Below are 17,013 nucleotides of genomic sequence, written 5' to 3' on the forward strand. Positions count from 1 at the left end.
TCGGGAGGAGGGACGATGCGCACGTACTGAACGAGCCCCGACGTGACACCACAAACCACCCCCTCATCCACCGGCACCGCCCCTGTCCAGGCATCTCCATCCCGGGAAACCCTTGACCCGGACATGGCGGAAGCGGCAGCGCGGGGACGCTTTTCCCGCCTTCCCCAACTGGCCGGCAGGGGTTTCATTCCCCTGGGCCTCTTTGCGCGGCTTCCCCTGGCCATGCTGGCCATGGGCACGCTCACCCTGGCCACATCCGCCAGCGGCTCCTTTGCTACCGGCGGAACGGCGGCAGGCGCCGTGGGTATCGGGTCCGCGTTGGGGGCTCCCGTGCTGGGATCCCTTGCGGACAGGCGGGGACAGCGGCCGGTCCTGTTGCTGGCGGCCGTATTCAACACAGTGGCCGTGCTGGCCCTGGTCCTCGCCGCCCATACCGCTGGCGTTTCGGGCGGTTTCCTGCCCGGTGTCCTTGCGGCTGCCTTCGCGGCCGGTGCCACCTGCCCACAGGTTGGGCCCCTGGCCCGGGTCAGGTGGATGTCGCTCACGGCCGACGCCGGAGATCCAACGGCATCATCCGGTGGGGCTGCCCGTGACCTGGACACAGCGCTTTCCTACGAGAGTACGGCCGACGAGGTGACTTTTGTCCTGGGACCGGCCCTGGTGGGGATCCTGGCCAGCCTTGTGGCGCCGTGGCTTCCGCTGGTCCTGGCAGCGGCGATGACCATCATTTTGGTGCCTCTCTTCGCCGTTCATCCAACCCACCGGGCTGTCCCCGCCAGCCGGCCGGCGGCACCCGGGACCCGCAAGGATGCTGCGCACGGCAGTAAGCTGCCGTGGACCGTGGCACTGCCCGTCCTTGCCATGGCCTGCATGGGCACATTCTTTGGTTCCACCCAGGCCGCCCTGAGCGCCTTCTCTGCCGGGCTTGCCGGCGCGGAAATCGCCGGGCTGCTGTATGCCGTCATGGGCCTCAGTTCCGCCGCCGCGGCGCTCTCGGTTGCATACTGGCCGCGCCGTGCGGGACTGGCGCTGCGCTGGGTGTCCTGCGCAGTCCTGATGGCAGGTCTCGCGGTCCTGCTGCTGGTACCGTCATCGCTGCCCATGATGGCGGCAGTCCTGCTGGTCCTGGGACTCCCGGTGGGTCCCGTCATGGTTACCGTCTTCGCCGTGGGCGGGAAAGTGGCACCCGCCGGCAGGCTCGGCACCGTGATGACTGCGCTGGCCAGCGGCATTGTCGCCGGTACAGCCATCGGGTCCTCTGTTGGGGGACAGCTGGCCCAGCTCCAGGGGGCCGGGGCCGCGTTCCTCGTCCCGGTCTTCGCGGCGGCGGCGCTGGCCGTGCTCGGCGCGGGAACCGCCGTCGTCGTCCGCCGCAAAGCCTGACACGGCACGTCACTGCGGGCGGCGCCGGTCCGCTACGGCGTTACTCCGGCAGAGCGGTTACGCCAGCTGGCGCTCGATCCTCGCCGCACTTTCGGCGATGGCAGCTCCCACGGCATCCGGATCATGGGCGGAACGGATATAGACCACTGCAAGTGCAGCCGGACGCCCACCCGGCACCCGGACCGGTGCTGCCAGCGATGAGACCCCGGCGATCACCTCGTCGTGGCTGGCCGAGTAGCCTTTCCGGCGTGCCTCCGCAGCCTCCGGGCGGTACGGCACGCCGGTGGCCAACCGGTCCCATTCCTCCTCCGAGAGGGCGGACTGGATGGCGATCCCGGGGGCGCCGGCATTGATGGGGTGGCGTGTGCCCGGGTGCTGGGCAACGGTTGCGCCGGAATGCCTCGGCTCGACCGTGACGAGCGTAATGCAGTCATGGTGGTCCCACACCGCCACGAATGCAGTCATGTTCAGGGAGTTCGCCAGCTGGGTAAGTTCGGGCAACGCGGCGCTCTGCAGGTTGCGCGACACGCCCCGTGCCAGGACCGCCAGGCCGGGGCCCGGCTGGACCCGTCCGGCATCATCGCGCACCAGCAGCGAATGGTCTTCGAGGGTGCGCAGGATCCGGTAAGCCACCGACCGGTGGACACCCATGGCATCGGCAAGCTCAGCGATGGTCAGCGGGCCAGGGGCGGCTGCCAGGATTTCGAGGGCGCGGATGCCGCGGGAGAGGGTCTGGGACGGCGAAGCGTGTGCCGCCGCTCCCGTCCCGGCTGCGGCTGCTGGAGGAGTCATGATGTCCATCCTAGGTTGGCGGCCCCGGAGTTCTGTGACTCTTGTCCCAGCCACTCGTTGCCGGTAGTGTCCTTCATACGAACTTGCAGTTCAAATATAGAACTTCTGTTCCGGTTGCCGTTCACCGCAAATATTGACCATTCCGTGTCCCGCATCACACTTTCCGTAGTACCCTACTAACTAACTGACCGTTCTGTCGGTAATTCTGAAGGCGTACGGGCAGCACTGCTGCCCAATGAACAATGGAGTTTCAATGACCACACCTTCCAAGGTGGATACGCTCGCCGGTCCCAGCAGCCGGCGGGAGGAGCGCAAGGTCCTCGCCGGCACCCTCGTCGGCACCACGATCGAGTGGTACGACTTCTTCATCTTTGCCCAGCTGACCGCAACGCTGCTGTCACCGCTGTTCCTGGCACCGCTGAACGAGTCCAACCCGGGCCTGGCGCAGATCCTTTCCTTTGCCCTCATCGGCATCAGCTTCCTGTTCCGCCCCCTCGGCGCAGTTATCGCCGGGCACCTGGGTGACCGCCTGGGGCGGAAGGCAATGCTGGTCTTCACCCTCGTGATGATGGGCGCGGCCACCGCCCTCATCGGCATGCTGCCCACCTACGCGCAGATCGGGGCCTGGGCCCCCGTGCTGCTGATCCTGCTGCGGGTTATCCAGGGCTTCTCGGCCGGCGGTGAATGGGGCGGAGCCGCCCTCATGGCCGTCGAGCATGCGCCGGTGAACCGGCGCGGCCTCTTCGGTGCCTACCCGCAGATCGGTGTGCCCGTGGGCATGATCCTCGCCACCGGCCTCCTGTTCTTCCTCAACACCGGCATGTCCAAGGAAGACTTCGCTGCCTGGGGCTGGCGTGTGCCGTTCCTGCTCTCCATCGTCCTGATCGTGGTGGGCTACCTCATCCGCCGCGCGGTCGCCGAGAGCCCGGTCTTCCAGGAGATGGCCCTGCGGAAGAAGGAAAGCAAAGCACCGCTGGGTGAGCTGGTCCGGAACCACAAGCTGCCCGTCCTGTACTCCACCCTGATCTTCATCGGCAACAATGCAGCGGGCTACCTGCTGATTGCGTTCTTCATCTCCTACGCCACCAAGACCCTGAAGATGCCCACGCCGCAGATCCTCCTGGCCACCACACTGGCATCCTTCGGCTGGCTGATCTTCACCCTGGTGGGCGGATGGCTGTCGGACCGCATCGGCCGCGTCAAGACCTTCCTGATCGGCTACGCCATTGTCTTTGCGTGGATGATCCCCATGTTTGCCCTGATCGACACCAAGGACATCATGCTCTACGGCGTCGCCCTGTTCGTCCTGACGATCGGCCTGGGCCTGTCCTACGGACCCATGTCCGCCATGTACGCAGAGATGTTCCCCGCCAACGTCCGGTACTCCGGCATCTCCATCGGGTACGCCTTCGGCGCCATCCTGGGCGGCGCCTTCGCAGCAACCATCGCGGAGACCCTGCTGCAGTCCACCAAATGGACCGGTTCGATCGGTATCTACATCATGATCCTCTGCGTCATTTCCGCCGTCGGCGTGGTGCTGGCCAAGGAGACCAAGGGCCGCCCGCTCGGCGTCAGCAGCCACCACTGATCCCACCGGCACCCTGACCCCGCCAAGGTCAGCGAAGCCGCAATACCAGCAGCCCGGACCGCCTGGTCCGGGCTGCTGGTGCATGCGGGGGAAGTCGGCCGACTGCCCGGGAGGTCCGTGCCGCCTAGACGCCCAGGAATGAAATGGCGGCCTGCTTGAACGCCCTGCTGGTGATGGCGTTGGTGTGGTTCCGGCCGGGCAGGACCAGTTGCTCGGCCATGGAGCCGGCACTTCGGGCCAGTTCGGCGAGCCTGGGCAGGGTGTGGGCCCGCTCGTCCTTGTCGCCCACCACCAGCAGCATGGGAACGTGGGGTACCGCTTCGGCGGGGTCGTAGGGTTCCGCTTTGATGGCCTCCACCAGGGACAGCAGGGCGAAGATGTTGTTGCTCGGCAGCAGCAGGGCCATTTTGAGCAGCTGGGCGGTGGATTCGTCGTTGATCGGCGTGCCGTCCGCCAGGTAGTCCTGGGCGGCCCGAAGGTCGAATGCGGCCAGGGGGTCGGAGTCGTTGGGCCCGCCGAGCACCAGCCGGTGCACCAACTCGGGCTGGGTCGCGGCGAACTCCCACGCGAGCCGGGACCCCAGGGAATAACCCACTACGTCCAGCCCGCTGGCAGGGTCGCCGTCGTGCAGGGGGCGCGCTCCGGCGTCGAACGCTGCCTGGAGCAGGTCCGCCCTGATTTTGCTGGGGGAGTAGGAATCCCGGTCCTCCGGCGCGCCGCTGCGGCCGTGGCCCGGCAGGTCAACGGTAATAACCCGGCGGCCGGCGTCAAGCAGGGCCGACACCCAGCCGGTGTCCTCCCAGTTGAGTTTGGAGGAGGAGGAAAAGCCGTGCAGCAGCAGGACCGGCCGGAGGCCGGCGTCGCTGGCGGGTTCATGGACCGCCACGTACAGCTGCGGGTCGGTCCCTTCAACGGTGTGCGCCTGCTGCTGTCCGGTGTGCCTGCCGCTCATGGTGTCAGTTCCCCAATCAGGTACGGCGCCTGGGCGGGCCCGGCGCGTCGGTGCGTCTTCCTTGGAAAGGTACGCTCCACTCTACCTGTTGGCGGCCCGGTTCCTGGCGGTCAGCCGGGCCCCGGCGGCGCACGCCAGCGCAATTCCGGCGATCAGGGCGAAGGTGCTGAAGAGCTGGATGCGGCTGCCCTCGGCGCTGAAACCGACGGCGAAGATGAGTCCCAGCAGGACCAGGCCCAGGATGGTCAGGCCGGGGAAGCCCCGCATCCGCAGGGGCAGCGCGGTGCCGTCCCGGTCTGCCCGCCGGCGCAGGATCAGCTGGGAGACCAGGGCACTGCCCCACACCACCAGGCACGTGGAACCCACCAGCTGGAAGAGGGCCGGCAGGATCCGTTCCGGGAACAACAGCTCCAGGACCGTGGCGATGAAACCGAAGGCCACGGAGACTGCGACCGCGAGCAGCGGCACGCCGGCATTGTTGAGCCGGGTGAGGACGCGGGGCGCCTCCCCCCGCTGCGAGAGCGAATACACCATGCGGGAGGCGCCGTAGAGGTTCGCGTTCAGCGCCGAGAGGAGTGCGACGACGGCCACGAGGGTGATGGCGGTGGAGGCGCCGGGGATCCTGGCAGCGTCCAGCACGCCGGCGAAGGGCGAGGCAAGGCTCTTGGACGTGGCGGGAAGCACGGCGGCAATGACAAAGACGGAGCCGATGTAGAACACCAGGATTCGCCACACCACGGTCCGGATGGCCTTGCCGACGCTGCGCTCGGGATCCTCGGTTTCGGCCGCGGCCACGGAGACGATCTCCGTCCCGCCGAACGCGAAGATCACCACGAACAGGGCCGCAGCAACCCCACCCAGGCCCTGGGGGGCGAAGTTTCCGGTCAGGTTTTCCGCCCCGGGGGAGTCGACGCCGGGCAGCAGGCCCAGGAGCAGGGCGGCGCCGACAGCCAGGAACAGGACGATGACGGCCACCTTGAGGATGGCGAACCAGAACTCGAACTCACCGAAGTTCCGGACGCCGGCCAGGTTGATGCCGGTGAAGACCACCATGAACAACAGCGCCAGCGCCCAGACCGGCACCACGGGCCAGACGGAGAAGAGCAGGCCGGCGGCACCCAGGGCCTCGGCCGCAATCACCACCACGAGCTGCAGCCACCACAGCCATCCGATGGTGGCTCCTGCCGTCCGGCCCAGCGCCCGCTCCGCGTACACGGAAAAAGCCCCGCTGGTGGGATGGGCAGCGGCCATCTCGCCCAGGGCCCACATCACCAGGATGATCAGCGTTCCGGCAACGAGGTAGGAAAGGAGCACTGCCGGACCGGCCGCCTGGACGCCGGCACCGGATCCCAGGAACAACCCCGCGCCGATGGCGCTGCCCAGCCCCATCATGGTGAGCTGCCGGGGCTTCATGCTGTGGCCGGCTGTGGCTTTGGTGGGGAATGTGGCGGACGTGGTCGCGCCGGACTTCGTCGTCATGGGGCAATGCACCTTCTGGGGCTGGTTGGGGGTCCGGCCTCTGGGGTCCGGGGTCCTCGTGGGACCTCTTGAATTTACCGCCTCCGGAACGCGCCCGGAAATGGACGGGAGGACGGGGGCCGCGGGATGCGGGAAGAGGGTTTCGGAGGCGGCAGGCCGCGGCCGCGACTGGGATGCAGAAATATTTCCGTTTCGGGGGCGCCCGGCCGTAGAATTAGTTTTGGTCAATGTGACTATAACTAAGCGCGAAAGAACGCCCGGGGGCGGTCGAGGGTGACGGAAGGCGGTGGAGCGGGTGTACTACAGTTCGGCGAACGTTTCCGAGCGGCAGGCCGCGCCGCCGTCGCTGGCCATCTCCACGGTGATCTTCGCGCTGCGGCCCAGCGAGTCCTCAGGCCGGCCAACTTTGTGGCTTCCCCTGGTACGCCGCATCCGGGAACCCTTCAAGGGGCTGTGGGCGCTGCCGGGCGGACCCCTCAGCCACGACGAGTCCCTCCAAAGCGCCGCCGCCAGGAACCTGCAGGAGACCACGGGCCTGGCGCCCCGCTACCTGGAGCAGCTGTACGCCTTTGGCGGCCTGCACCGCTCGCCCACCCAGCGCGTTGTCTCCATCGTCTACTGGGCCCTGGTCCAGCCCACGGAGGCAGCGCTCGCGGACGAATCCGAAAACGTGAAGTGGTTCCGGGCCGACCGCCTGGGCGACCTTGCCTTCGACCACAACGCCATCGTGGACTACGCCCTCTGGCGCCTCCGCAACAAGCTGGCCTACGGCTCGGTGGCCTACCACCTGCTGGGCGAGTACTTCACGCTGGCCCAGGTCCGCGAAGTCTACGAAGCCGTCCTGGACCGCCAGCTGGACCCGGCCAACTTCCGCCGCCAACTCAAATCGACCCCGGAAATCGAAGAAACCGGGGAATACCTCCAGGGCGGGAAGCACCGTCCGCCCCGCCTCTACCGCTACACCGGCCGGCCAGGCCTTGACCCAGACAACAGGAGCACACCATGAGCAGCGTCAACACGGCAATCCAGCTGATCACGCGCGAACAGGCCGAGAAGGGCGCCGCCGCTAAGGGCAGCACCTGCAGCCCGGCGCTGGCCAAGGGCCCGTGGGACTACGACCTGGCCGAGGCACTGGCGGGCGTTCCCGCCTATGGCCCGGGTGCGTCAAGTGCCGATCCTGCTCCTGCCGGCTCCCCGCGCCAGGGCCAGCTGCCCGAGGAGTACAAGCGGGCCAGCGACGCCGAACTCGGCGAGCGGATCAGGGCCGCCAAGGCCGCCCTGGGGGAGCGGGCTGTCATCCTGGGACACTTTTACCAGCGGGACGAGGTCATCCAGTACGCCGACTTCGTCGGTGACTCCTTCCAGCTCGCCAACGCCGCGCTGACCAGGCCGGAGGCGGAAGCCATCATCTTCTGCGGCGTCCACTTCATGGCCGAAACCGCGGACATCCTCTCTACCCCCGACCAGGCGGTCATCCTGCCCAACCTGGCCGCCGGATGCTCCATGGCCGACATGGCGGACGCGGATTCCGTGGAGGAGTGCTGGGAACAGCTCGCGGAGATCTTCGGCGCCGAGCCCGACGCCGAGGGCCGGGTCCCGGTCATTCCCGTGACCTACATGAACTCCTCCGCAGCCCTGAAGGCGTTCTGCGGTGAACACGGCGGCATCGTCTGCACCTCCTCGAATGCAAAGACGGTCTTGGAGTGGGCTTTCCAGCGGGGCCAGCGGGTCCTGTTCTTCCCCGACCAGCACCTGGGCCGCAACACGGCCAAGGCCCTGGGGGTGCCCCTGGACCAGATGCCCATGTGGAACCCCCGCAAGGACCTGGGCGGCAACGACGAACAGGCGCTCCTTGACTCCCGCGTGATCCTCTGGCACGGGTTCTGCTCCGTCCACAAGCGCTTCAGCGTGGCCCAGATCGACAAGGCCCGGGCGGACTTCCCCGGTGTCCAGGTCATCGTGCACCCCGAATGCCCCATGGAGGTGGTGGACGCCGCGGATTCCGCCGGCTCCACGGACTTCATCAAGAAGGCCATCGCCGCCGCCACCGAGCCCACCACGTTCGCCATCGGCACCGAAATCAACATGGTCAACCGGCTGGCCGCCGAGTACCCGCAGCACACCATCTTCTGCCTGGACCCGGTGATCTGCCCATGCTCCACCATGTACCGGATCCACCCCGGCTACCTCGCCTGGGTACTGGAGGAACTGGTGGCCGGCCGCGTGGTCAACCGCATCACCGTGGACCACAACGTGCAGGCCAACGCCAGGACGGCGCTTGAGCGCATGCTCGCCGCGAGGCCGTGATGACGCGCCGCCTGGCCGTCGTCGGAAGCGGCATCGCAGGGCTCTACGCCGCACTGCTTGCCACCGATGCCGGCGCGGACGTGGTGCTGCTGACCAAGGGCGCGCTGGACCACAGCAACACCTGGTACGCGCAGGGCGGCATTTCGGCCGTCCTCGCCGAACCTGCACCTGGGGACACCGTCGCCGCGCACATCGCCGACACCCTGCGCGCCGGGGCCGGCCACTGCAATGAGGCCGCAGTCCGGCTGATGTGCACGGAGGCGCGGCGGGACATTGCCGGCCTCCAGCGCTACGGTGTTGCCTTCGATGCGGGCCACGCCGGGCCAGGGACGGCCGGGGCCACGCACGACGCCGGCCCGGCCCTTGGGCTCGAAGCAGCCCACAGTGCCCCGCGGATTCTGCACGCAGGAGGAGACGCCACAGGTGCACGCGTCGCCGCGGCACTGATCCAGGCCGTCCTCTCCCGCAGGGACGGGGGAAAGCTCACCATCCTCACGCACGCCCAGGCCACCGCCCTGGTGACCCGGGACGGGCAGGTGGCAGGAGTCCACTACCTCCAGGACGGCCGGCCCGCGGACCTGGATGCGGATGCCGTCCTGCTTGCCTCGGGGGGAGCAGGACAACTGTTTGCCCAAACCACCAACCCCGCTGTTGCCACCGCCGACGGACTGGCGCTCGCCGTCCGCGCCGGAGCGGCAGTGGCAGACCTCGAGTTCTTCCAGTTCCACCCCACGTGCCTGGTCAGCTCCGCCACGGCGCACCCGGCCCGGCTGGACGGGCCACTGCTGATCTCCGAAGCCGTCCGCGGCGAAGGAGCCATCCTGCTGGACTCCGGCGGACGCCGCTTCATGCAGGCCTACCACCCCGATGCCGAACTGGCGCCCCGCGACGTCGTATCCCGCAGCATCGCCCTCCACCTGGCCAAGCTGGGCGATCCCAACGGCCACGTCTACCTCGACGCCCGGGGTGTCGAGCAGGCCAAGGGCGCGGGCTTCCTCCGGCAAAGGTTCCCCACCCTCACCCGCAAAACCCTCGACGCCGGCATCGACTGGACCCGCGAACTGGTTCCCGTCGCCCCCGCAGCCCACTACTGGATGGGCGGCGTCACCACCGACCTCTCCGCCCGCACCACCGTCCCCGGCCTTTACGCCGCCGGGGAGGTCGCGTGCACCGGCGTCCAAGGGGCAAACCGGCTGGCCAGCAACTCCCTCCTCGAGGGACTCGTCTTCGGCCGACGCGCTCTTGAAGACTTTCTGGAGGGCAGCTCCGCAGGTCCCTCGGCGCCTGCGCTCGCGCCTCGCACCGGCGAACGCCTCGCAAGCTCGGCGGCCGATGCGGACGCTCACGCGACAACGGCGCTTTCGGGACCTCCGAAACTGCCGCACGATTCCGCACCCCTGCCGCGAAACGCGAGTGCGCACGTCGCCGTCCCTGCTGGTTTTGAAGGTGCGGGCGGGTCTGGGCCGTTTTCCCGGGAGGCTCTACGCCGCCTCATGACCTCGCACGCCGGAGTGCTGCGCTCCGGGCAATTGTTGGCCGAGGCCGGCCGGACGCTTGAGTCCTGGGCCGCCGTCGTCCGTCCTGATGCCGTTGATTCGTGCGCTGACAATGTGGCGCAGGAGGACCGGAACCTCCTGCTGGCCGCACAGCTGCTGGTCAGCGCCGCCCTCCAGCGCGGTGAATCGCTGGGGGCGCATTACCGCAGCGATGAACCCGTCGAAACTGACAACCTGACTTCCCTCCGCCCGAAAGCGAGCCTGCTCCATGACTGAACCCGCCGTGATCGACCAGGCAACGCCCCTGCGCCCCGGGTTGGACCTCACCCTTCCGACGGCCCCCATCCGGGACATCTTGCAACGGGCCTTCGCCGAGGACGCGCCCTCCGGCGACATCACCTCGCAGGTACTCATCCCCGCCGATGCCCGCGCCACCGCCGTCCTGAACGCCCGCGTGCCGGGCGTCCTCAGCGGAGCCACCGTCTTCCGCGACGCCATGCAGTTGGTGGACCCGGAAACGCACGTGGAGCTGCTGGTGGCGGACGGGGAAACGTTCGACGCCGGAATGCACCTCGCCCGGGTCAGCGGCACCGCCCGCTCGGTGCTGCTGGCAGAACGCGTGGCGCTCAACCTTGTCCAGCGGATGTCCGCCATCGCCACCAAGACCGCCGAATTTGTCCGGCTCGCCGACGGAACCCGGGCCCGCATCACTGATACGCGCAAGACCACCCCGGGCCTGCGCATCCTTGAACGCTTTGCGGTGCGTTGCGGCGGTGGCGCGAACCACCGCTACAGCCTCTCCGACGCCGTGCTGGCCAAGGACAACCACCTCGCCGTGATGACCGGCGGGGATCCGGCGAAACTCACCTCGCTCCTTATGGCCGCCAAGGCACAGCTGGGCCACACCACCCACTTTGAAGTCGAGGTGGACCGCATGGACCAGATCGAACCCGTGCTGGCCGCGGGCGTGGACACCATCATGCTGGACAACTTCAGCATCGAAGAGCTCAAAGCCGGGGTTGCCCTCGTGGCCGGCCGTGCCCGGGTGGAGGCCAGCGGGAATGTGAACACCGGCACGGTCGCGGCCATCGCGGCCACTGGTGTGGATGTCATCTCCGTTGGCGCACTCACCCACTCCGTGGCCGCGCTGGACCTGGGCCTCGACGTCGAACTGGCCGCCGGGTGAGGCTGCCGTGATCTTCCTTGACGCCGCCGCCACCACCCCGGTCCGCCGTGAGGTGCTGGACGCCATGTGGCCCTACCTCACCGGTGGATTCGGGAACCCCTCCAGCCACCACACCCTGGGCGAGGCGGCGGCGGCGGCTCTCGCGCAGGCGCGGAGGGCCGTGGCGGATGTCCTTGGCTGCCGTCAGGGCGACGTGGTGTTCACCTCGGGTGGAACCGAAGCGGACAACCTGGCGGTGAAAGGCATTGCCCTGGCCCGGCAGGCCGCAAACCCGCTGCTGGACCGGGTGGTGATCAGCGCCGTCGAACATCCCGCCGTGGAGGAATCCGCCCGCTACCTGGAGCGCTTCCACGGCTTTGCCGTCGACGTGGTCCCGGTGGATTCAACAGGCCGCGTCACACCCGAAGCACTTGCCGGGGTGCTGCGCCCGGAAACCGCGCTTGTGAGCATCATGTACGCCAACAACGAGATGGGAGCCATCCAGCCCATCGCCGCGCTGGCGGAACTGGCCCGCGCCCAGGGCATCCCGTTCCACACCGACGCCGTCCAGGCCGCCGGCTGGCTGCCGCTCGACACCCGCTCGCTGGGCGTGGATGCGATGAGCATCTCGGGGCACAAGCTGGGGGCGCCCAAAGGCTGCGGCCTGCTGTTCGTGCGGAGCCGTACGCGGCTGGAGCCGGTCACCCACGGCGGCGGCCAGGAGCGGGGCCGCCGGTCCGGAACGGAAAACGTTGCCGGCGCGGTGGGGCTCGCCGCCGCCCTCACGCTTGCCCGGGACCGGCAGGCAGGGGAGCAGGCAAGGGTTGCCGCGCTGCGGGACCGGTTCATTGCAGCCGTCCTGGCAGGCGTGCCGGATGCCGTCCTCACCGGGCATCCGTCCGAGCGGCTGCCATCAGTGGCGTCGTTTTGCTTCCCCGGTACCAGCGGCGAGTCGGTGCTCCTCGAGCTGGAACGCCGCGGCGTGGTCTGCTCCAGCGGCTCGGCATGCGCCGCAGGCTCGGACGCGCCGTCGGCCGTGCTCACCGCCATGGGTATTCCGGCAGAGGTGGCCCAGACGGCGGTCCGCTTCAGCTTCGACGCGGCGGTGACGCAGGAGGACCTCGACGCTGCCGCGGCTGCCGTCCAGGCGGCCGTCGCCGGGGTCAGGAACCTGGGAGCGGGCCAGGGCCGGTAGCCCCCGGACGACACTAGCGGTGGCGCGCGCGGCGGAAAATCCAGTGCCGCAGCATGCTGAAGCGCACGGCGGTGGCCAGGAAGCCGGAAAGCGTGGTGGCCACCAGTTCGTCACCCACGGTGGCGTCCGGGTTGAACCAGTGCAGCACGCCCAGGCTGCTGCCGGTGATCACCAAAGCCACGGCAATCACCACCAGGCCGTTGAGGTGGTCGCGGGTTCGGCGTTGCTGGCCGGCAATCTTGAAGGTCAGCCGCCGGTTCAGGGCCGTGTTCAGCAGCGATGTGAGGACCAGCGCCACGGCGTTGGCCAACTGGGCGCCCAGCCACGGCCGCAGCAGCGCGTAAAGCCCCAGGGACGCCGCGGTGCAAATAACCCCGACGCCGGAAAAACGCAGCAGCTGCCGGATGACCGGAAAGCGCAGGACACCACGGTAGTGCCTGGTGGCGGGAAAGCGCCGGGTAGCGGTCTCCGTGGCGGCGGGTGCGGACAGGCCCTCCCTCACGCGGCGTTACCGGGGACGGCCGGCATCAGTACAGCTCGCCCACGGGAATTTCCACTGCCAGCCGGTTTGATGGCCCGGGCAGCGGGCAGGCCCACGCCTCGTTGTAGGCGCAGGAGGGGTTGTAGGCGAAGTTGAAGTCCAGCACAAAGGTGGCGCCGGGACCCGTGCCGCTGACCCCGTGGAACGCGCCCTTGATGGTGTCCAGCAGGTAGCGGCCGGCCCCATAGGTTCCACCCGGCTGGCCGGCCGTGGCGTCGCGGAACGGAACGAAGATGCCGCCGCCGTACCCATGGATCTTCCACACCCCCAACTGGCCCATTTCCGGCAGGTCGAACGTTCCCAGCCGGACGAAGTTGACCACGCCGTCGGTTCCCGTGTCCACGCTCATCTCCCGGCCTGCACCTTCCTTGGTGAGCGGGACATGGAAGCGGTAAATCGGATCGTAGTCAGCAGTCTTGAGGCCGGAAAAGCGCGCCTTGTCCGCCGCTGTCAGGGCGGAGGCCGGGTGCGTTGCGAACATCAGGTCCCGCTGGTGGCGCCAGTACGAGTGCGCCTCGGACGGGCTTTCGGCGGAGATCCGGCGGACATTGTCGTAGAGCGCAAACGTCCGCAGCCGCCAGTCGGCAATGTCCAGGGCGGAAATGTCCGCGGGATTCTCTTCGGCTGCGCCGTGCTGCTCTTCCGACATAGCCTCCAGCCTAGTCCCAGGCCGGGGTGGTAAACGTCCGACGGCGACACGCCGGTCCGGGTGCCCGGCCTGCGGCTGGGCGGGGGCCGGTTGGGAGGAGCCGTGGGCGGAGGTGCGGGATGCAGGAAACACCGCCGCGGCAGGCGGGAGAGGGGGATGGGTCCCGTTAGGCTGGGCCTCATGACAGGCGCGCCAGTAAAGGCTGTTCTTTCCGGTATCTCCCTCGTGGCCGGCGCGGTTCTGCTGGCAGCGTGTTCCGCGCCGCAGGCGGCCGGCCCCGGATGGACCGCGCAGCCGGACCCTTCAGCGCCAGCGGCGTCCGGAACGGCCTCTCAGGCCGACGGGGCGGGCGCCGGCGCCACGGCAGCGGCGCCGGCCGGCAGTGCAACAGCATCAGCACCGGCCTCCGGCGAACCCCCGGCGGTGCCCACCGCAACGTCCTGGAAGACGTTCTCCGATCCCGCAAAGACGGTCAGCTTCGATTTGCCGGCGGACTGGATCGCCCAGTCCGTGGCGCCGGAGGAAGACGTCCTTCCCGGCGGACTCAAGATTGACGTGAAGAAGCCCGACGGAACCTTCATGGCTTCGCTCAGGACGGGACTGCCGCCGTCGTCCGTTGACTGCCCGGACAGCGCGCAGCGCCCGTACACTGTGATCAGCAGCGTACCGTTCGACCTTGCCGCGCAGGGTGGGGAGGGAACCATCCCGCCACGCATGGTCTACCGGGTGATCCAGGGTTACCGCTACTTCGGTTCCTACGGCATCACCAACCTGGTGGGAGGAACCGACGGGAAGGCGTGCGAGCTGCGCAACGTGGTGCGTGGTCCGGCCGGGAAGGGGGACTACTCGTTTGGGGACCTGGTGGCCCTCAAGGCCTTCGCGCCGGACGAAAAGGTGGCCCCGGCGAAGGCGTTCGACACGCTGGACCAGGCGGCCCAGTACGTCAACGGGAGCCCTGACTTCGCCAACGTGCAGCGGATGCTAATGTCGCTGAAGGTCAAAAACTAGTCCCGCTGTCCGCGCCCACCAGGTGCCGGTGCGCCCGACTTGCCTTCCACCCCCAACAACCCCGGAGATTCATGGAACGCTCTGTTTCCGCACGCCTGGCCTTCAAGACAATCGCCAACACCAAGGTGGCCATGGCCATTGCCGTGGCGAGGAACAGCGGCTACTCATCCTTTGACGAATCCCTGTCCGTGACGGCCGGGGGTGCGGAGGTTCCCCTGACGGAAATTTCGGACCACCACGGCGGCCGGTTCCACTACATGGAGTTCGCCGAGCCTGCCGAAGTCACGGTGGAATACTCGGCCACGGTGACCGGCCGCGCCGTGCCCGAGGAGGCGTGCCTGGCCGACCGCATCCGCTACGTGCGTCCCAGCCGGTATGCCGAGTCGGACCGGCTGCTGCCGACCGCCTACGCGGAATTCGGCGGGGTCCACGGGGCCGACCTGGTGCATGCGGTCCGCGAGTGGGTCAATGGCGAACTGCGGTACATCAGCGGCTCCTCCCGTGGCACGGATGGCGCGGTGGAGACGCTCCTGAGCAGGCGCGGGGTCTGCCGGGACTTCGCGCACCTGGCCATTGCCCTGCTGCGGTCCAAGGACATCCCCGCCCGCCTCACGGCTGTTTACGCCCCCGGCTTGAATCCCATGGATTTCCACGCCGTGGCGGAAGCCTATGTGGAGGGTGCCTGGCACGTCATCGACCCCACGGGGCTTGCCCCGCGGGAGTCGATGCTGCGCATCACTGCGGGCCGGGACTCGTCCGACACGGCCTTCCTTTCCACGGTGGGCGGCAGCCTGGTGTTGAACCAGCTGCGCGTGACCGCCGTGGTGGACGGGGACCTGCCGGCAGAGGACCCCGCCCGGCTCGTGCAGCTGGGCTAGCGCTTCCCCAGCGAGTTCCGCAGCTTGTCGGTAAGCCGCATGAGTTCCTTCTGCTCAGCGGCCGTCAGTGCGGGGCCCACCAGGGCCGAGATGTCCCGCACGTGCTCGCGGCCGATCTCCTTCTGCAGTTCCCGGCCCTCGTCCGTCAGCTTGAGCAGCACGCCGCGGCCGTCCTCCGGCGCCGGCATCCGGGCCACCAGTCCCCGCTTTTCGAGCCGCTCCACCAGCCGGCTGAGGCTTGACTGGCTCAACAGGACGTTGTCGTTGAGCTCGTTGAGCCGCAGCCAGCCGGACGGGCAGCGGGAGAGCGTGAACAGGACGTCGTATTCGTTCACCGCAAGCTTCCGGAACGCCGGCCCGGACTGCAGCTTCCGCATGACAGCCACCTGCGCCCGGAACAGCGATTCCCAGGTTTCCGCCGCCAGCCGCACCGGCGATTCCGATCCTCCCGCAGCCATTACGCCACCGGGGTGGCTTTGCCGGCGTCCTGTGACGCCAGCAGGGCGGCCACGCGTCCTGCGTGGGTGGGCGGCTCCGGAACGTGGGCGGGCTTAAGGGCTGCGTACTCCCTGCGCAGGACCGGCAGCACTTCCTCACCGAAGAGGTCCAGCTGCTCCAGGACGGTCTTCAGCGGCAGGCCGGCGTGGTCGATCAGGAACAGCTGGCGTTGGTAGTCGCCGAAGTACTCGCGGAAGGCCAGGGTCTTTTCGATGACTTCCTGGGGGCTCCCCACGGTCAGCGGTGTCTGCGAGGTGAAGTCCTCCAGGGACGGGCCGTGGCCGTAGACGGGGGCGTTGTCGAAGTACGGGCGGAATTCCTTCACCGCATCCTGGGAGTTCTTGCGCATGAAGAACTGGCCGCCGAGTCCCACGATCGCCTGGTCCGCCTTGCCGTGGCCGTAGTGCTCGTACCGCTCCCGGTAGAGGCCGATCAGCTGCTGGTAGTGCTCCTTGGGCCAGAAAATGTTGTTGGCGAAGAAACCGTCACCAAAGTAGGCGGCCACCTCGGCGATCTGCGGCGTGCGGATGGAACCGTGCCACACGAAGGGGGCCACGCCGTCGAGCGGGCGGGGGGTGGAGGTGAAGTTCTGCAGCGGGGTGCGGAACTTGCCGGACCAGTTCACCGTGTCCTCATCCCACAGCTTGCGCAGGAGGCTGTAGTTCTCGATGGCCAGTTCCACGCCGTCCTGGATGTTCTTGCCGAACCACGGGTAGACCGGCGCGGTGTTGCCGCGGCCCAGGACCAGGTCCACGCGGCCGTCGGCCAGGTGCTGGAGCATGGCGAAGTCCTCGGCGATCTTCACCGGGTCATTGGTGGTGATCAGCGTGGTGGCCGTGGAGAGGATGATGCGTTCGGTCTGGGCCGCGATGTACGCCAGGGTGGTGGTGGGGGAGGAGGAAAAGAAAGGCCGGTTGTGGTGCTCGCCGATGGCGTAGACATCCATGCCGATTTCCTCGACCTTTTTGGCAATGGCCACCGAGGCTTTGATGCGCTCGTGCTCGGTGGGGGTGTGGCCCGTGGTGGGGTCCGTGGTGATGTCGCTGACGCTGAATACACCGATCTGCATGACGTGCCTTTCC

Annotated in this window: 16 protein-coding genes; 9 read left to right on the forward strand and 7 right to left on the reverse strand. The window is 68.3% G+C overall.

From position 1 onward, the window contains the following. Positions 1 to 42 precede the first annotated feature (42 nt). Positions 43 to 1,383 carry an MFS transporter gene (locus PUN51_RS13385; RefSeq protein WP_374114948.1) on the forward strand — a complete coding sequence of 447 codons (1,341 nt, stop codon included), beginning with the start codon at positions 43 to 45 and terminating at the stop codon, positions 1,381 to 1,383. Between the two features lie 57 nt (positions 1,384 to 1,440). On the opposite strand, the gene PUN51_RS13390 is transcribed toward PUN51_RS13385, so the two are convergent. After that, entirely contained in the window at positions 1,441 to 2,175 is a 735-nt protein-coding gene (locus PUN51_RS13390; RefSeq protein ID WP_224026450.1) for an IclR family transcriptional regulator, read from the reverse strand. A 253-nt stretch (positions 2,176 to 2,428) separates the two neighbouring features. On the opposite strand from PUN51_RS13390, the gene PUN51_RS13395 reads away from it, so the two are divergent. Further along, on the forward strand, positions 2,429 to 3,763 hold the full coding sequence (locus PUN51_RS13395) for an MFS transporter (protein WP_159631680.1): 1,335 nt from the start codon (positions 2,429 to 2,431) through the stop codon (positions 3,761 to 3,763). A gap of 124 nt (positions 3,764 to 3,887) precedes the next feature. Here the strand turns inward: PUN51_RS13395 and PUN51_RS13400 are convergent, their stop codons facing one another. Then, positions 3,888 to 4,715 carry an alpha/beta fold hydrolase gene (locus PUN51_RS13400; RefSeq protein ID WP_275181284.1) on the reverse strand — a complete coding sequence of 276 codons (828 nt, stop codon included), beginning with the start codon at positions 4,713 to 4,715 and terminating at the stop codon, positions 3,888 to 3,890. An 81-nt stretch (positions 4,716 to 4,796) separates the two neighbouring features. Next, a complete protein-coding gene (locus PUN51_RS13405) occupies positions 4,797 to 6,194 on the reverse strand; it encodes an amino acid permease (RefSeq protein ID WP_159631682.1) in 1,398 nt (465 codons plus the stop codon). 295 nt (positions 6,195 to 6,489) lie between these two features. On the opposite strand from PUN51_RS13405, the gene PUN51_RS13410 reads away from it, so the two are divergent. The 5 genes from PUN51_RS13410 to PUN51_RS13430 are packed head-to-tail and all read left to right on the forward strand — an operon-like array spanning position 6,490 to position 12,357. Then, positions 6,490 to 7,200: an NUDIX hydrolase gene (locus PUN51_RS13410; RefSeq protein WP_159631683.1), complete on the forward strand. Its 711-nt coding sequence runs from the start codon at positions 6,490 to 6,492 to the stop codon at positions 7,198 to 7,200. Continuing rightward, a complete protein-coding gene (nadA, locus tag PUN51_RS13415; protein ID WP_159631684.1) occupies positions 7,197 to 8,501 on the forward strand; it encodes a quinolinate synthase NadA in 1,305 nt (434 codons plus the stop codon). The genes PUN51_RS13410 and nadA overlap by 4 nt, the downstream gene beginning before the upstream one ends. Next, the gene (locus PUN51_RS13420; protein WP_275181285.1) at positions 8,501 to 10,273 is read left to right on the forward strand and encodes an L-aspartate oxidase; all 1,773 of its coding nucleotides are present in this window, start codon (positions 8,501 to 8,503) and stop codon (positions 10,271 to 10,273) included. The genes nadA and PUN51_RS13420 overlap by 1 nt, the downstream gene beginning before the upstream one ends. Continuing rightward, complete coding sequence (gene nadC / locus PUN51_RS13425) at positions 10,266 to 11,183, forward strand: carboxylating nicotinate-nucleotide diphosphorylase (RefSeq protein ID WP_159631686.1); 918 nt, start codon at positions 10,266 to 10,268, stop codon at positions 11,181 to 11,183. Before PUN51_RS13420 ends, nadC begins: the two co-directional genes overlap by 8 nt. A gap of 7 nt (positions 11,184 to 11,190) precedes the next feature. Next, on the forward strand, positions 11,191 to 12,357 hold the full coding sequence (locus tag PUN51_RS13430; RefSeq protein WP_275181337.1) for a cysteine desulfurase family protein: 1,167 nt from the start codon (positions 11,191 to 11,193) through the stop codon (positions 12,355 to 12,357). 13 nt (positions 12,358 to 12,370) lie between these two features. On the opposite strand, the gene PUN51_RS13435 is transcribed toward PUN51_RS13430, so the two are convergent. Continuing rightward, the gene (locus PUN51_RS13435) at positions 12,371 to 12,859 is read right to left on the reverse strand and encodes a GtrA family protein (RefSeq protein WP_159631687.1); all 489 of its coding nucleotides are present in this window, start codon (positions 12,857 to 12,859) and stop codon (positions 12,371 to 12,373) included. A gap of 25 nt (positions 12,860 to 12,884) precedes the next feature. Next, a complete protein-coding gene (locus PUN51_RS13440) occupies positions 12,885 to 13,547 on the reverse strand; it encodes a DUF1684 domain-containing protein (RefSeq protein ID WP_224026443.1) in 663 nt (220 codons plus the stop codon). Between the two features lie 180 nt (positions 13,548 to 13,727). On the opposite strand from PUN51_RS13440, the gene PUN51_RS13445 reads away from it, so the two are divergent. Beyond that, a complete protein-coding gene (locus PUN51_RS13445) occupies positions 13,728 to 14,555 on the forward strand; it encodes a hypothetical protein (RefSeq protein ID WP_275181286.1) in 828 nt (275 codons plus the stop codon). Positions 14,556 to 14,626: 71 nt separating this feature from the next. Beyond that, on the forward strand, positions 14,627 to 15,433 hold the full coding sequence (locus PUN51_RS13450) for a transglutaminase-like domain-containing protein (protein ID WP_224026441.1): 807 nt from the start codon (positions 14,627 to 14,629) through the stop codon (positions 15,431 to 15,433). On the opposite strand, the gene PUN51_RS13455 is transcribed toward PUN51_RS13450, so the two are convergent. After that, positions 15,430 to 15,891: a MarR family winged helix-turn-helix transcriptional regulator gene (locus tag PUN51_RS13455; protein WP_224026440.1), complete on the reverse strand. Its 462-nt coding sequence runs from the start codon at positions 15,889 to 15,891 to the stop codon at positions 15,430 to 15,432. The two genes, PUN51_RS13450 and PUN51_RS13455, sit on opposite strands and share 4 nt — an antisense overlap. Further along, complete coding sequence (locus tag PUN51_RS13460) at positions 15,891 to 17,000, reverse strand: LLM class flavin-dependent oxidoreductase (RefSeq protein WP_275181287.1); 1,110 nt, start codon at positions 16,998 to 17,000, stop codon at positions 15,891 to 15,893. The genes PUN51_RS13455 and PUN51_RS13460 overlap by 1 nt, the downstream gene beginning before the upstream one ends. Positions 17,001 to 17,013 lie beyond the last annotated feature (13 nt).

It is taken from the genome of Arthrobacter sp. NQ4, from assembly GCF_029077345.1.
Lineage (GTDB): Bacteria > Actinomycetota > Actinomycetes > Actinomycetales > Micrococcaceae > Arthrobacter.

What these genes read in the sequence shown, in the direction of transcription:
- PUN51_RS13390 (WP_224026450.1), bottom strand. Translation starts at nt 2,175, where the DNA reads ATGACTCCTCCAGCAGCCGCAGCCGGGACGGGAGCGGCGGCACACGCT.
- PUN51_RS13395 (WP_159631680.1), top strand. Translation starts at nt 2,429, where the DNA reads ATGACCACACCTTCCAAGGTGGATACGCTCGCCGGTCCCAGCAGCCGG.
- PUN51_RS13400 (WP_275181284.1), bottom strand. Translation starts at nt 4,715, where the DNA reads ATGAGCGGCAGGCACACCGGACAGCAGCAGGCGCACACCGTTGAAGGG.
- PUN51_RS13405 (WP_159631682.1), bottom strand. Translation starts at nt 6,194, where the DNA reads ATGACGACGAAGTCCGGCGCGACCACGTCCGCCACATTCCCCACCAAA.
- nadA (WP_159631684.1), top strand. Translation starts at nt 7,197, where the DNA reads ATGAGCAGCGTCAACACGGCAATCCAGCTGATCACGCGCGAACAGGCC.
- PUN51_RS13420 (WP_275181285.1), top strand. Translation starts at nt 8,501, where the DNA reads ATGACGCGCCGCCTGGCCGTCGTCGGAAGCGGCATCGCAGGGCTCTAC.
- nadC (WP_159631686.1), top strand. Translation starts at nt 10,266, where the DNA reads ATGACTGAACCCGCCGTGATCGACCAGGCAACGCCCCTGCGCCCCGGG.
- PUN51_RS13440 (WP_224026443.1), bottom strand. Translation starts at nt 13,547, where the DNA reads ATGTCGGAAGAGCAGCACGGCGCAGCCGAAGAGAATCCCGCGGACATT.
- PUN51_RS13445 (WP_275181286.1), top strand. Translation starts at nt 13,728, where the DNA reads ATGACAGGCGCGCCAGTAAAGGCTGTTCTTTCCGGTATCTCCCTCGTG.
- PUN51_RS13450 (WP_224026441.1), top strand. Translation starts at nt 14,627, where the DNA reads ATGGAACGCTCTGTTTCCGCACGCCTGGCCTTCAAGACAATCGCCAAC.
- PUN51_RS13455 (WP_224026440.1), bottom strand. Translation starts at nt 15,891, where the DNA reads ATGGCTGCGGGAGGATCGGAATCGCCGGTGCGGCTGGCGGCGGAAACC.
- PUN51_RS13460 (WP_275181287.1), bottom strand. Translation starts at nt 17,000, where the DNA reads ATGCAGATCGGTGTATTCAGCGTCAGCGACATCACCACGGACCCCACC.